Below are 14,946 nucleotides of genomic sequence, written 5' to 3' on the forward strand. Positions count from 1 at the left end.
TAAAGTTATTTAACAACTGTAAATTAATTTTATATAAAAAGCGTGTTGTATATAAAAAGTTATGTGCCTGTCCTATTTTTTAGACCTTTTTATTGAATGTATTTTTTCAAATAAAGAATATTATTTTCCTTTTTTTCTTCATATGACTATAATCATACTAGGTTAAGTGGATTTCAAAGGAGTGAAGAATATGATTACAATGGATAACATAGTTAGAGAAGGACATCCATCTCTTCGTAAAGTGGCTGAAGAAGTAAACAATGAACCATCACATGATGAGAAAAGAATACTAGGTGAAATGTTAGAATTTGTGAAAAATAGTCAAGATCCTCAGATTGCTGAGAAGTATGGCTTGAGACCCGGAATTGGACTTGCAGCACCACAAATAAATATAACTAAAAGAATGATTGCAGTACACCTTAAGGATAAAGATGACCGATTATATAGTTATGCACTATTTAATCCTAAAATAGTTAGTCATTCTGTAGAAAAAAGTTACCTTACACATGGTGAAGGTTGTTTGTCAGTAGATCGTGAGGTACAAGGAATTGTACCAAGACACGCCAGGATAAAAGTAAAAGGAAAAACAATTGATGGACAAGAAATTTTGATAAAACTCAAAGGTTTGCCTTCTATTGTTTTTCAGCATGAAATAGACCATTTAAATGGTGTGATGTTTTATGATCACATAAATAAGAATGATCCCTTTATGGTTCCAGAGAACGCTATTCCAATTGAACTATAAACTGAACTTGAATCGAAGACTCTACTTGTTAATCAGCAGCAGAGTCTTCAATTCTCCCCAATTAACTTATCCTCTATATAGCTTCAGGTCATAGAACCAAAATCTCCTCTATTACAACAGTCAGAAATATTCCATTTTTACCCATGAAAAGGATTTGTAAAATATCATATACTATAGATAGATAATAAAATACATTTAACCAGATTCGTACAAGCTATAAATTCTTTTTATTATAAATGTCCGTTTTAAATCTGTTAAAAGAGGAGATGATGTTATCATGCTTAAAAAGCTAAGAAAAAAAATACTAAGACAATGGTCTGATTTATTAAAGAAGAAAACAATCGCCTAAATTGTGTAACAAGCTTACATTATCAATTTTATTTACAAAATAACCTTCTGGGCCCTTCATAAATCAGGAGGGTCCATTTATTTTATTGATTTACTTTAAAAATCGGTTATGAGAAATATAATATTTTTTAAAAGTAGCGTTTTCATCTACTAAAAATAGGGAAATAAACATTATTCCGATATTACAAGTGATTTATTAAAATAACTTTTTTACTAAATAGTAGAAAAAACATGAAAAAGTTTCTATTTTTTTATATAATAGAAAAAGTGAATCTAACTTTCGGTAATTAAGGAGAGAATTGGCAAATGATTTTTAAGGTTTATTTTCAAGAACAAGCTAACGAGGTACCTGTAAGAGAAAAAACGAAAACAGTATTTGTCGAAGCAGGATCTGAAAAAGAAGTTCGTACCAAATTAATTGATCGTGCAATTAACATTGAATATATTCAAAAAGTTGAAAAGGCTTTTCTAGAGTATGAGCAACAAAATGAAGACTTTAAAGTATTGGAGATTTGATTCGTATGAAATTTGTTAAAAATGATCAAACAGCAGTATTCGCCTTAGGTGGGTTAGGTGAAATCGGAAAAAACACCTATGGTGTACAATTTCAAGATGAAATTATCTTGATAGATGCCGGTATTAAATTCCCGGAAGATGAATTATTAGGCATTGATTACGTAATTCCAGATTATAGTTATTTAGTTAAGAACGTTGAAAAAGTTAAAGGTTTATTTATTACCCACGGACATGAAGATCATATTGGTGGAATACCTTATCTTTTAAAAGAAATAAATGTTCCAGTATATGGTGGGAAATTAGCTTTAGCCTTAATTAGAAATAAATTGGAAGAGCATGGTTTATTACGCCAAACGAAGCTTATTGAAGTTCACGAAGATGAAATCATTAAATTCAGAAAAACATCTGTAAGCTTTTACCGTACAACACATAGTATTCCAGATGCATTCGGAATTGTTGTAAAAACACCTCCTGGACAAGTTGTACATACTGGTGACTTCAAGTTTGATTTTACACCGGTTGGAGAACCAGCGGATTTAACAAAGATGGCTGAGATTGGAAAAGAAGGTGTTCTTTGCTTACTATCTGATAGTACTAACTCAGAGAATCCTGAATTTACGATGTCAGAGCGTCGTGTTGGCGATAGTATTAATGATATCTTCCGAAAAGTGGATGGACGATTAATTTTTGCCACATTTGCTTCTAACATTCATCGCCTTCAACAAGTTGTCGAATCAGCTGTTCAAAACGGTAGGAAGGTCGCAGTATTTGGACGAAGTATGGAAGCAGCGATTACGATCGGACAGGATTTGGGCTTTATAAGAGCTCCAAAAGAGACTTTTATTGAAGCATCTCAAATAAACCGTTTGCCGGCAAATCGTGTAACAATTCTTTGTACTGGTAGTCAAGGTGAGCCTATGGCAGCATTGTCTAGAATTGCTGGTGGAACTCATCGTCAAATTCAGATAATTCCAGGGGATACTGTAGTATTTTCTTCTTCACCTATTCCTGGTAATACAATCAGCGTAAGCCGTACAATCAATATGCTATATCGTGCAGGGGCTGAAGTAATCCACGGTCCACTAAATGATATCCACACATCAGGTCATGGTGGACAAGAAGAGCAAAAACTAATGTTACGTTTAATGAAGCCAAAATTCTTTATGCCTATACATGGTGAATTCAGAATGCAAAAAATGCATTCAAAGCTAGCTATCGATTGTGGTGTTCCTGAGAACCATTGCTTTATCATGGACAATGGTGATGTGCTCGCTTTAAGTGAAAATGAAGCATCAGTTGCTGGTAAAATCCCTTCAGGTAACGTCTATATCGATGGTAGTGGGGTTGGCGATATTGGTAATATTGTCCTAAGAGACCGCCGTATTTTATCTGAAGAAGGCCTTGTCATTGTTGTTGTAAGTATCAATATGAAGGATTTCAAGATTGCTGCAGGACCAGACTTAATTTCTCGTGGTTTTGTTTATATGAGAGAATCTGGGGATTTAATAAATGATGCTCAGAGCTTAATTTCAAAACACTTAAATAAAGTAATGGAACGTCGTACAACGCAATGGTCAGAGATCAAAAATGAAATCACCGACACATTAGCACCATTCTTATACGAAAAAACAAAACGCCGTCCAATGATTTTACCGATCATTATGGAGGTTTAAAAAATAAATAAATTAAAAAGCGGCCAGTGGCCGCTTTTTTTATTCACCTACTAGATTCTTTTCGAATCTATTTATATCGGTATCAGCCCCAATGACGATTAAAATATCGCCTTGAAGGATCATTTCAGTTGCCTGTGGAGATACAATTATATTCTTCCCTCTTTTAATAGCTACAATATTAATCCCATACTTTGCACGAATGTCTAAATCAATTAGTGAATTGCCATCCATTTTTCTACTTGCAACAATTTCAACAATACTGTGTTCATCTGAAAGTTCAAGATAATCTAATACATTATTTGAAATAATATTATGAGCAATCCTTTTTCCCATATCTCTTTCAGGGTGAACAATTTGATCTGCTCCAATTTTACTTAATACTTTTTCATGATAATCATTTTGAGCTTTTACGGTTATATTTTTTACCCCTAACTCCTTGAGGATTAAGGTTGTTAGTATACTAGCCTGAATATTATCACCAATAGCAACAATCACGTGATCAAAATTTCTAATTCCTAAGCTCTTTAATACGCTTTCATCTGTAGAGTCACCGACGACTGCATGGGAAGCGATAGTAGAATAACTATTGACCTTATCCTCGTCAAGGTCAATGGCCATAACTTCCATACCGTCTTCACTTAACGCTCTACAAATACTCCCCCCAAAGCGACCAAGTCCAATAACTGCAAATTCTTTTTTCACAAGTAGTCCCCCAATTGTTCTTCTAGGTAATCCTTTTTATAAGGTTATTTTATCATATATTTTATAATTTATCTCAGAATAACTAGTTTTGTTGTCTATCCTGAAAAAAGAAAAGCGGAAGGCTCTCGTTCATCGGCGACAGGCATAAGACGAGCCGGCAAGAAGGTTGCTTTTTAACCTTCTTGCCGGATTGACTTATGACCCCGAGCCGATAGCGCCTGAAGCTAGACACTAAGCTAAGTATAATTTTTCATACTCCATGGTGCTAATTTTAATTAGCATAGATGTCTACCCTGAAATAACCTTGGTAGCGGAGTTAGTTCCATGAGCTGTGATCCCACCTGCTTTACGCGGGTGGTCCAGGAGCCTCCTCATCGCCATTAGGGGCTCCTTACGGTGTATTGCGGAATCACAACACGCCTCATTACACTAGATCATGCAGGAGTCAAGTGGTCTCCGTATACCACATTAGGGTTAGACTCTGATCAATTTTCTGGTGTAGACTTATAGATCATCGGCGTCTACCTCTGAACTGAAAATTACACGGATGAGAGATGCTTAATCGCTTCAATTTAGCGGGTTAATTTTAGTCTAGAATAAAAAAATCATAAAAAAAGAAGAGGGATAAATTCTACCTCTTCTCAAACTAAGTCTATCCTACTTCTAGCATTTTAAATTGTGCCTTTACTAGCTTATAATATTCTCCTTTATGTTCCATAAGCTGATCATGAGAACCTTGTTCTAGGATTTCTCCGTGATCTAATACAAAAATCTTGTCAGCTTCTCTAATAGTAGATAGTCTATGTGCAATTATAATCGCTGTTCTATCTTTGAGTAGTTTTTTCAAGGCACTTTGGATCTTCATTTCTGTTTCTGTATCAATACTTGCTGTTGCTTCATCTAAAATTAAGATTTTAGGATCTGCTAATAGAGATCGTGCAAAGGATAATAGCTGACGTTCACCTACAGAAAGAATATTACCTCTTTCCTCGACTTCTGTCTTGTAGCCATTTGGTAGCTTTTCAATGAAAGCATGTGCCCCCACCGCCTTAGCAGCATCCATAACTTCTTCATCCGATGCATCCGGACGACCGAAACGAATATTATCAAATATTGTTCCCGAGAAAATAAACGTATCTTGAAGTACAACACTAATTTGTGAGCGAACACTTTGAAGTGTTACGTCTTTAATATCAATACCATCGATCTTGACTGTTCCACTTGTAGAATCATAGAAACGGCTTATTAAGTTAGCGATTGTCGTTTTACCTGAACCAGTATGACCGACTAGAGCTACTGTCTGACCTGCTTCCATGGTTAAAGAGATCCCCTTTAAAGCTTTTCGTTTTTCGTCATATGAGAATTCTACCTTATCAAACTCAATCTTACCTTTAATATCTGTTAATGTCTTTGCATTTTCTTTTTCAGAAACAATAGGCTTTTCATCTAAATATTCAAAAATACGTTCGGATGATGCCATCCCCATTAAAAGTTGGTTGTAAACTTGACCTAGGCGGGAAATTGGCTCCCAGAACATCCCTAAATATACTGCAAATGATACGAATGCACCGATATTAAGGCTGTCACCAGTGATTAAGTAGGCCCCATACCATAAAAGTATTGCAGTTCCTATTGCATTTGTCATTTCAACAAATGGTCTAAACATGGCATTTTTTCTAGTTGCATCTCTCCAACTTTCAAACGTTTCCGTGTTAACACCATCAAAAAACTCCATATTCTCTTTTTCTTGAGTGAATGATTGCGTTACGCGAATCCCTTGAATACTTTCGTTTAAGTGAGAATTTAATTTCGCCTGCTTAATACGAACCATTTGCCAAGAACGTCTTATTTTTTTTCTGAGACTAGTAGAGATAAAGAACATAACTGGCAAAATAACCATTATTGCCAGTGTTAGCTCAGGGCTAATCACAAATAGAATAACAAATATTCCAATTAATAAAATAAAATCCATTAATAAATTAATTACACCATTTGTAAATAGCTCTTGAAGAGAATTGATATCGTTCATTATACGAACAAGTATTGAACCAGCAGAACGCTGATCAAAGAATCGATGGGACAAGTTTTGAACATGTGTAAATAAATGTTTTCGTATGTCATAAATAATATTTTGCCCCAACTGATTCATCCATCTTATTCGGAAGACATTAGAAATATAAGATACTGTATATAATCCAAGAATTACAAAAACCAACGTGATTAGAAGGTTTGTATCCTTATCAGCAATTGCATGGTCAATCGTATATACACCTATTAAAATAGGAACAATCAGCCTAACTGCAGTAGCTATTAATACTGCAATAATCGCAAGTGGTAACAAAGTTTTCGTATATGGTTTCATATAGCTTAATAATCGATACATCTGTTTCCAGTTAAATGGTTTCTCAATTGCTTGATCCGTTGAATAATGAAAACGTTCATTTACATTATTCTTTTTCACTTTCTGTTCACTCATATTTCTCACCTACCTCACCCTGTTTGCGATTGAAGGATTGTCTTTTGATCCTTATATTGAATATCATATATTCTTTGATATGCACCATTATTTTGAACAAGTTCATCATGTGTTCCTCGTTCAACAATTTTACCCTCATCAAGTACTAATATCTCGTCAGCATGCTTTAAAGAAGAGATACGATGAGCAATTATTAAAGTAGTTCTTCCTTTCATTACTTCCTTTAAATCTCTTTGAATATTAAACTCTGTTTCCATATCAACCGCACTCGTTGCATCATCTAAAATTAGGATGCTAGGGTCAATACAGATTGCTCTAGCAATGGCAATTCTTTGTTTTTGGCCACCAGAAAGACCCATACCGCGTTCTCCTAGCAGTGTATCGTAGCCGTTTTCTAGCTCCATAATAAAATCATGTGCTTGCGCACGTTTTGCAGCATCTATAATTTGATCCATTGTGGCATCTGGACGTCCATACGCAATATTCGATTTAATCGTAGATGAAAATAGAAATGACTCTTGTAATACAAAACCAATATTTCTTCTAAGAGTACTAATGGAATATTCCTTAATATCACGACCATCTACAAAAATTTGGCCTTTTACCGGCTCATAAAATCTTGTAATTAACTGAGTAATACTTGTTTTTCCAGATCCAGTTGAACCAATAAGTCCAATAACTTTTCCTGGTTCAGCATTAAATGAAATAGAAGAAAGAGCCGCCTCATCGTCTTCAGTATATTTTAAAGTAACATCTTTAAAATCTAATTGACCTTCTAATCTCTCTTTAGATACAGCTGCTTCTTTTTCTATAATTTCTTCATCTGCTTCTAAAATTTCTAGAAGTCTTTCACCAGACGCTTTTGATTGTGAAAACTGATTGATTATAAAACCAAGGTTCATAATTGGCCACATGATATACCAAACCAAACTAAAGAAAGCAACCAATGCACCATGAGAAAGTTGACCACCGATGACCAAATATCCTCCATAGGATAAAAGTGTTACTACACTAATATTGCCGATGAATTCCATTAACGGAAAATACTTAGCCCAAATATCTGCTGTGAATAAATGATTACCTTTGTAATCGTTATTTGAGTCATTAAATTTATTTATTTGGAACGATTCTCTGGATAAAGATTTCACCGTATTAATTCCACTGATATTTTCTTGAACATTTGTGTTTAATCGACCAAATGATTTCCGAATCCCTCTAAAAGCGGGATGTACCCTTTTATCAAACTTATATACAACTACCACAAGAAACGGTAATGCAGCAATTGTTACAAAAGTCAATGATACTGAGTAAGAAAACATAACTACTAAACTAGTACCAACTAAAAGTACGAATCTTATTAATTCTGAGAACCCAAATGATAAAAAGAACCTAAACCCTTCTACATCAGCTGTTAGACGTGACATTAAATCCCCAGTCTTAGCATTATCGTAATACCTGAATGGCAAGTATTGTAACTTTTTATAAAGTTCATTTCTAAGGGTATAAACGGACTTAATTCCAAACATGTCTCCGAGGTATTGTTGAAAATAGGTTGTAACTCCTTTTACAATCATAATTCCGATAAACCCTAAAGATATATAAGGTATATAACCGTAATTCCCAGCTATAATAACTTCGTCAATTGTAATTTGAAGAACAATGGGGTAAACAACAGTAATTCCGGTTACAAATAAAAGAAAAAAGATTGACCAAAGAAAAAGTTTTTTAAATGGCCAATAAAACTGTTTCAGTTTTTTAAACGTCTCCATATTTAGCCTCCTCCAGTTGATTAAATAAAATATGTAACAATGATGACACATAACTATTAATATATCGACTTTCGAAATAAATTTCCAGTAAATTGTTTGAACATCTCGAATTTTTACAAAAAATACGTGTTTTATCCTAACCAAATAACGAGGTAAAAAATCTTAATGAGCAAAATCGATCCAGAGATCATCATTTCAAGGAAGGAACGATGCTTGCTTTTATTAAGCCATTCAAAAATAAACGGAAAGATTTTATTTATCTTCCCGTTACAGTGTTATTCGGTTTTCTCGCTCTCTTCAAGCACACGATTCACACGCTTCGTCAGCATCTTCATACCACTTCCACCCGCCTGGTAATGACGCAGCTTCCCTTCAGCATCAAAGACATAATAAGCAGGAACATACTGGTTTTCAAATGCATCTGTTAGTTTATGGTCATTATCAACAAATATTGGTTGACTAATATCGTGTTGTGCAGCAACTTCTATAATTTCTTCTAGATTCAAATCCTTTTCAGACCTTGGCATATGTACTGCAACAATGTTTAATTTATCTTTATATTGATCTCTAAATTCATTTACTTGCGGCATTGCATCTTTACATAATCCACAGCTTATCGACCAAAAATGGAAAAGAGTTGGTTTTTCACCAATTAAATCCGATTTATTTAACTCCCCATTAAGCCATTCTGTTGCACCTTCTAACTCAGGCATCTGCTCTCTCAACTTCATTATACACAACCTCCATTTATAATGATAAGAGGCCTAACAGCAAGTTAGACCCTTATACAACAAAAATTACTCAACCAAAATAATCATAATCCTTTATAAAGTTGCTTGTCCTGGTTTCCAGTTTGCCGGACATAGCCCACCTGTTTGTAAGGCCTGCAGTACACGAAGTGTCTCGTCTACGTCACGACCAATGTTGTTGTGGTTAACAACTGAGTACATCATTTCTCCTTCTGGACTAATAATGAATAACCCACGTAGTGCAATTCCTTCTTCTCCAATTAGTACCCCATACTCCCGTGAAACAGCGTGGTTTGTATCAGCAGCTAATGGGTATTTTAAATCTCCCAAGCCATTTTCAGTACGACCTGTTTTAATCCATGCTAAATGTGTATGTATTGTATCTGTGGATACTCCGATCACTTCTGCATCTAAATCTTCAAACTCATCATATCTATCAGATAAAGAAGTAATTTCTGTTGGGCACACGAAAGTGAAATCCATTGGATAAAAGAATAATACTGTCCACTTCTCATTTTTCATGTTCTCTGAAAGGCTTACTTTTCCAAAGTCCTTATTTGCCAATACTGCATCCATCTCAAAGCGAGGTGCTGGTTTACCTACCATTCGTTCTGCCATTATTAATCACTCCATTAAGTTTGTTCAGTAACAATTCAATACCTTTGGTAATTCTTAACACCTGCCATTATAAATGAACCATTTTTTGTAGTCAATTTTAGGAAGAATTGAGTAAATCAAAACTTTTACTAACATTACACTTCCTTTATATACAATCTATTTTTTCATTTTCATTAACCTTTAGACATTTTCAGACAAGAAACTTGAAATCATTTTTCACTATGTTACAATTTTTTATATGTTTTTAGTTGGTACTGTGATTGTTAGAAGGACAAATTAAAAGCTTATTACTAATAGAGAGGAAGGATTTATTTGTTTGGAGAGACATTTAACTTTGAAAAACTAGACTTTGAACTACTTCTGACCACAATTGGAATTCTAGGTTTAAAACTATTGGGAATTTTTATAGTTTTTTTAATTGTTAAGAGTATAGGAAATCGAGTTATCAGGAGATCTTTTGAAAAAGTTGTTAAGCGCGATGACATTTCGCTGGGAAGAGCTAAAACACTAGAAAGTCTTAGTTTAAATATTTTTTCATATGTCCTATTTTTTATTTTTATTGTAATGGTATTTGAAATCTTCAACTATGATGCCACTGCATTACTTGCAGGAGCTGGTGTTATTGGCTTAGCAATTGGATTTGGAGCACAAGGACTTGTAAGTGATGTTGTCACAGGTTTCTTTCTCCTATTAGAAAAACAAATTGATGTTGATGATTATGTAACAACAGCAGGATATTCTGGTATTGTTGAATCTGTTGGTCTAAGAACAACTCAAATAAGGGGTTTTGATGGAACTCTTCATTTTTTACCTAACCGACAAATTTCCAGTCTAAGTAACCATTCAAGAGGCAACATGAGAGCCTTGGTGGATATAGGAATATCATATGATGATGACATTGATCAAGCAATAAATATATTACAAAATACTTGTGACAAAATTGCCGCTGAAGATGAGTCAATTAAAGAAGGGCCTAATGTTATTGGGGTACAATCTCTCGGCTCCTCTGATGTTGTTATCAGAATTATTGCCAAAACAGACAACATGGGGCAATGGGCTGTTGAAAGAAAACTACGTAAAGCTCTTAAGGAGGCGCTCGATTCTAATGGAATTGAGATACCATTTCCTCACCAAGTATATATCGAAAAAAAATCAGAATAATTATTAGCTAATACTAACAAAGAGGATGTCCCAAGTTCTAGGACATCCTCTTTTATTAAGTATAATGTTATTTCATTATTGACCTACTCTGTTTTCTACCTGTTGACAAATTTCTTCAGCAGTTAGACCATTTGCTTCAATTACAGGCCCTTTAATTACTGAATCAGCCATTCCCATAACATTTGAATCTAATCCTGTGATGACACAACAATCACAGCCTTGCGCATCATTTTCTTGACGAAGCTGAACAACTTCATAACCTTTTTCTTGAAGTGCTTGCTGAACGTCTGTTAATGATCCTTCAACACCAATTTTCGCCATTTTTCATCCACCTCCTATATATGTAACTTGCCTCAAAATAGACCGTTTTATTCTTACACATATGTGAGAAGGATAAGCAAAAATTAATTACCTTTATACTGGATATACTTGGTCAATAGATTAATGCCCATTTCGATCGCATCCTCATTTGGTAGTAGCTTAGAATGATGTAAGCCGTATGAACTATCTACACCTAGCCAAAACATAAAACCTGGTATATCTTTAATCATATAGCCAAAATCCTCTCCAGTCATTGCCTCGCGACATTCAACTAAAGTAGCTTGATCTTGCTCAGAAACAAACTCCATAAACTCCCTTGTTAATCCAGAGTGATTAAACACTTGGTGATACATTGCCCCGTAATCAATCAGTGTTTTACATTGATATCCTACTTCGACGCCCTTGACTAACGCTTCAATTCTCTCTTTTACCTTAACCATAGATTCAACTGAAAGAGTTCTAATTGTACCTTCGAGTCTAGCTGTTTCAGCAATGATGTTTTGAACAGTTCCACCTGTAATTTTCCCTACTGTAATAACAGCGCTATCCAATGGGTCTACATTTCTTGAGATGATTGATTGAAGTTGTGTAACAAGTGAACAAGCTGCAACAATCATATCATTGGTTTGGTGAGGGTATGCAGCATGACCACCTTTACCAATAAAATCAATATACAACTCAGAGGTGTTAGCAAATAACAAGCCTTCCCTAGTAGCAATTGTTCCAACAGGATAATCTGGAGCTATATGAAGGCCAATCACTAGATCTGGTTTCCATTCCCTCATTATCTCGCTTTGTAACATTGGTAAAGCACCTCCTGGTCCTTCTTCAGCAGGCTGAAAAATAAAAAGAAGGTTATCTTTAACTGGTTGGTGGATAACATTGGTTAACACACCTAAAGCAATGCTCATATGAAAATCATGACCACACGCATGCATTCTACCATTATGAATAGAGGAAAATTCATATCCCGTTTCTTCAGTGATAGGTAATCCATCAATGTCAGCTCGATACCCAATTGTTTTGGTTGGATTTGTCCCCTTAATTAGGACGAAAATTCCTGTCTTCCAAGTTTTTATTTCTATCTTTTCCTGTGGTAAGGATTGAATATAATTTAATAAGTATGCTTGTGTTTTATATTCCTGAAAGCCTAGTTCTGGAATTTGATGCAACTCGCGTCGTATCTTCACAAATGGGTTGGTCATCAGATTACCTCTCCCTTCGTTGCTTCTATACATTGTATATAAAAATAACCTAGATAGTTTAGTTCCATGAGCTGCGTCCACTTGCTTTCCGCGGGGTGGTCCGTGAGCCTCCTCGTCGTCTGCTTTGCTCCTGCGGGGTCTCACGAGACCACTAGATCCCGCAGGAGTCAAGTAGCTCTTCGCTCATTCCACACTTAAGCAAACAACATTTTCATCCTCCATGGTGCTAATCCATAAAGGTCTTCCATTAAAGGTTATGTATATAATACAAGCGTGGATATATAATCCACGCTTGTATTTATAAACTTTATGCTTTTATTTATTCTTCATTTAACTGACGAAGTTCTTGTTTAATTTCAGTCTTAGATTTAGTTTTTTCGTCAATTTCTTTGATAACACGAGCTGGCGTTCCAGCCACAACGGTATTTGGTGGGACATCTTCGATTACAATTGCACCTGCAGCAACAACTGCGCCCTTTCCAACTCTAACACCTTCAAGTACAACCGCATTTGCTCCGATTAATACATCATCTTCAAGAATTACAGGCTGAGCAGATGGTGGCTCAATCACACCAGCCAATACAGCTCCAGCTCCTACATGACAATTTTTACCTACTGTTGCGCGTCCGCCTAAGACAGCATTCATGTCGATCATTGTACCTTCACCAATAACAGCTCCGATATTGATTGAAGCACCCATCATAATAACCGCATTATCGCCAATTTCTACTTGATCTCGAATAATTGCACCAGGCTCGATACGCGCTTTGATTCCTTTTAGATCTAATAAAGGAATTGCTGAATTTCTACGGTCATTTTCAACTACGTAATCTTCAATTTGTGTAGAATTAGCTTCAAGTGTAGCTTGAATATCCTTCCACTCCCCAAAAACGATACCAGTGTTTCCTGTAATAAATGTTTTGGAGTTTGCACCAAAATCTAAACCTGCTAAATCACCTTTAACATATACCTTAACAGGTGTTGATTTAACACTATTTTGAATAAATGAGATAATTTCATTTGCATCCATCATTTTCATATGTATTCCTCCTAGCTAAATTCTTTGAAGTTTTGGCTAAAAACAAAGCCAAGCATATTCTCATCTAATTTATCAAACTAAAGTAAGCATATCAAGAAAAAAGTCGTTTTTTTTGCGAATGATTATTTTTATCTGTAATTAACTCGTACTTTTGGTCGAATGATACTTCCTTCGTAATAGCCTTATAAAACTATTTAAAGGTTTCTTGAATAATATCGATAAAAGCTTTAACCTGTTTTAATTCAAATGATGATTCATACCCAATTAACCATGTATCTCGTTTCATTGGTTCATTTAACTCATTTAGCAAAGGTATTTTATATATTTGCGAATCATCCTGATTAAGTGTTATTGAGGGTAGGATTGCATAACCTATACCATTTAAAGTCATCTGTTTACAGGTTTCAATTTGATCGACTATGATAGTCCTTTTGGGGACCGTCTGAAAAGTTCGATGCCACCACTCTTGTATTTCTTGATAATAAGTAGAATCACTTCTAAACTGAATAAATGGACGGTCAGTTTCTAATACCTGCTCTATTGAATTAATTTCAGTATCTACCAGATACATGGTATCTGTTATTAAATGTTTTTTAACACCCTTCCAATCAGGATTACCACGGATAATTCCAATATGGACTGTATCATCATATAGATTTTTTAGTATCTCACTACTCCAACCAGTAATAAGTGATATCCTAGCCTGAGGATATTTTGTCACATATCTTTTTAGGACTTGAGGCAACCAGTTCTGACCAATTATCGATGCACATGCAATCTTCAATGTTCCGTGAACCTCATGGTCTAATGACTGTATTTGCTCTCGGATTTTCTCTTCTTTTTCAACAACCTCTTTAGCAAATTCAATAATTTTCTCCCCAGCTGGAGTAGGAGTTAACCCCTTTTGCGATCTTACAAATATTTTTGTATTCCATGATTTTTCAATGGATTGAAGACGTTGAGATAATGCTGGTTGAGACACAAATAGTTTTTCAGCCGCTTTTCTCATATTCATTTCAGAATCTAAAACAACTAACAATTCAAACTCAGAAAATTGCACGTTTACACCTCTATATCCCCATAAGTTTCACTTATGTCACTTGTTGACTTTTTAATCATTTTATTTTAACACAAGAGGAGACATCATTAAATCAACAAATTAATGAAGGCGATTACATGAGTAAATCTCTACCTGAAAGTAACCTAGGTTGTGGATACGCCTACTTGGGAGATCGCCTCAAAATGGGCCTATCATTCGCAACTAAGTCATAAAGCTATGATTCACTTTCTCCTCGTTTTTGCTTCGGGAGCTGGATCATAGAGCATATGATCTACTTCCCTCTGGCTCTTTGGCAACTGTATCGAAGCCACTGGAATCTACTAAATTCTGACTCATTATAAGTAATATTAAGCAACCTTTTCATATTTTATTTACATTGGAGTCTACCCTGAAAAAAGAAATGCGGAAGGCGCTCGTTCATCGGCGACAGGCATAAGACGAGCCACCCTAGTAGGTTGCTTTTTAACCTTCTAGGGTGGCTTGACTTAGACCTACCTGAAGCTAGACACTAAGCTAAGTATAATTTTTCATACTCCATGGTGCTAATTTTAATTAGCATAGATG

General features: G+C 35.1%; 13 protein-coding genes. 4 read left to right on the forward strand and 9 right to left on the reverse strand.

All coding sequences use genetic code 11. The features are described from left to right. Positions 1–190: 190 nt before the first annotated feature. From def to rnjA, 3 genes are all read left to right on the forward strand, one after another. Positions 191–745: a peptide deformylase gene (gene def / locus BK579_RS16775; protein WP_078547414.1), complete on the forward strand. Its 555-nt coding sequence runs from the start codon at positions 191–193 to the stop codon at positions 743–745. 654 nt (positions 746–1,399) lie between these two features. Continuing rightward, positions 1,400–1,609 carry a DNA-dependent RNA polymerase subunit epsilon gene (locus tag BK579_RS16780; RefSeq protein ID WP_078547415.1) on the forward strand — a complete coding sequence of 70 codons (210 nt, stop codon included), beginning with the start codon at positions 1,400–1,402 and terminating at the stop codon, positions 1,607–1,609. A gap of 5 nt (positions 1,610–1,614) precedes the next feature. After that, positions 1,615–3,282 (forward strand): ribonuclease J1, encoded by a 1,668-nt coding sequence (gene rnjA / locus BK579_RS16785; protein ID WP_078547416.1) that lies wholly within the window; start codon positions 1,615–1,617, stop codon positions 3,280–3,282. A 39-nt stretch (positions 3,283–3,321) separates the two neighbouring features. On the opposite strand, the gene BK579_RS16790 is transcribed toward rnjA, so the two are convergent. The 5 genes from BK579_RS16790 to BK579_RS16810 all read right to left on the reverse strand — a co-directional run bounded on the left by BK579_RS16790 (position 3,322) and on the right by BK579_RS16810 (position 9,596). Continuing rightward, positions 3,322–3,984, reverse strand: coding sequence for a potassium channel family protein (locus tag BK579_RS16790; protein ID WP_078547417.1), 663 nt, complete (start codon positions 3,982–3,984; stop codon positions 3,322–3,324). A 652-nt stretch (positions 3,985–4,636) separates the two neighbouring features. Next, positions 4,637–6,460 carry an ABC transporter ATP-binding protein gene (locus BK579_RS16795; protein WP_078547418.1) on the reverse strand — a complete coding sequence of 608 codons (1,824 nt, stop codon included), beginning with the start codon at positions 6,458–6,460 and terminating at the stop codon, positions 4,637–4,639. Positions 6,461–6,474: 14 nt separating this feature from the next. Continuing rightward, positions 6,475–8,229 (reverse strand): ABC transporter ATP-binding protein, encoded by a 1,755-nt coding sequence (locus BK579_RS16800; RefSeq protein ID WP_078547420.1) that lies wholly within the window; start codon positions 8,227–8,229, stop codon positions 6,475–6,477. Between the two features lie 275 nt (positions 8,230–8,504). Continuing rightward, positions 8,505–8,960 (reverse strand): TlpA family protein disulfide reductase, encoded by a 456-nt coding sequence (locus tag BK579_RS16805; protein ID WP_078547422.1) that lies wholly within the window; start codon positions 8,958–8,960, stop codon positions 8,505–8,507. 93 nt (positions 8,961–9,053) lie between these two features. Then, positions 9,054–9,596, reverse strand: a complete 543-nt coding sequence (locus BK579_RS16810) for a peroxiredoxin (protein WP_078547424.1) — start codon at positions 9,594–9,596, stop codon at positions 9,054–9,056. A gap of 312 nt (positions 9,597–9,908) precedes the next feature. On the opposite strand from BK579_RS16810, the gene BK579_RS16815 reads away from it, so the two are divergent. Next, positions 9,909–10,757 (forward strand): mechanosensitive ion channel family protein, encoded by an 849-nt coding sequence (locus tag BK579_RS16815; RefSeq protein ID WP_078547426.1) that lies wholly within the window; start codon positions 9,909–9,911, stop codon positions 10,755–10,757. A 75-nt stretch (positions 10,758–10,832) separates the two neighbouring features. Here BK579_RS16815 and BK579_RS16820 read toward each other — a convergent pair whose 3' ends face one another. The 4 genes from BK579_RS16820 to BK579_RS16835 all read right to left on the reverse strand — a co-directional run bounded on the left by BK579_RS16820 (position 10,833) and on the right by BK579_RS16835 (position 14,382). After that, complete coding sequence (locus BK579_RS16820) at positions 10,833–11,078, reverse strand: YkuS family protein (protein WP_078547428.1); 246 nt, start codon at positions 11,076–11,078, stop codon at positions 10,833–10,835. Between the two features lie 83 nt (positions 11,079–11,161). Further along, positions 11,162–12,286 (reverse strand): N-acetyldiaminopimelate deacetylase, encoded by a 1,125-nt coding sequence (locus tag BK579_RS16825; protein ID WP_139365202.1) that lies wholly within the window; start codon positions 12,284–12,286, stop codon positions 11,162–11,164. Positions 12,287–12,602: 316 nt separating this feature from the next. Then, a complete protein-coding gene (dapD, locus tag BK579_RS16830; protein WP_078547432.1) occupies positions 12,603–13,322 on the reverse strand; it encodes a 2,3,4,5-tetrahydropyridine-2,6-dicarboxylate N-acetyltransferase in 720 nt (239 codons plus the stop codon). Between the two features lie 190 nt (positions 13,323–13,512). Then, positions 13,513–14,382 carry a LysR family transcriptional regulator gene (locus BK579_RS16835; RefSeq protein ID WP_078547434.1) on the reverse strand — a complete coding sequence of 290 codons (870 nt, stop codon included), beginning with the start codon at positions 14,380–14,382 and terminating at the stop codon, positions 13,513–13,515. Positions 14,383–14,946: the final 564 nt, after the last annotated feature.

Origin of the sequence: Litchfieldia alkalitelluris (assembly GCF_002019645.1) — a bacterium.
In the GTDB taxonomy this organism is placed as follows: Bacteria; Bacillota; Bacilli; order Bacillales; family Bacillaceae_L; genus Litchfieldia; species Litchfieldia alkalitelluris.

Coding starts and splice junctions, on each gene's coding strand:
- dapD (WP_078547432.1), bottom strand. CDS start 13,322: ATGAAAATGATGGATGCAAATGAAATTATCTCATTTATTCAAAATAGT.
- def (WP_078547414.1), top strand. CDS start 191: ATGATTACAATGGATAACATAGTTAGAGAAGGACATCCATCTCTTCGT.
- rnjA (WP_078547416.1), top strand. CDS start 1,615: ATGAAATTTGTTAAAAATGATCAAACAGCAGTATTCGCCTTAGGTGGG.
- BK579_RS16820 (WP_078547428.1), bottom strand. CDS start 11,078: ATGGCGAAAATTGGTGTTGAAGGATCATTAACAGACGTTCAGCAAGCA.
- BK579_RS16805 (WP_078547422.1), bottom strand. CDS start 8,960: ATGAAGTTGAGAGAGCAGATGCCTGAGTTAGAAGGTGCAACAGAATGG.
- BK579_RS16780 (WP_078547415.1), top strand. CDS start 1,400: ATGATTTTTAAGGTTTATTTTCAAGAACAAGCTAACGAGGTACCTGTA.
- BK579_RS16800 (WP_078547420.1), bottom strand. CDS start 8,229: ATGGAGACGTTTAAAAAACTGAAACAGTTTTATTGGCCATTTAAAAAA.
- BK579_RS16795 (WP_078547418.1), bottom strand. CDS start 6,460: ATGAGTGAACAGAAAGTGAAAAAGAATAATGTAAATGAACGTTTTCAT.
- BK579_RS16810 (WP_078547424.1), bottom strand. CDS start 9,596: ATGGCAGAACGAATGGTAGGTAAACCAGCACCTCGCTTTGAGATGGAT.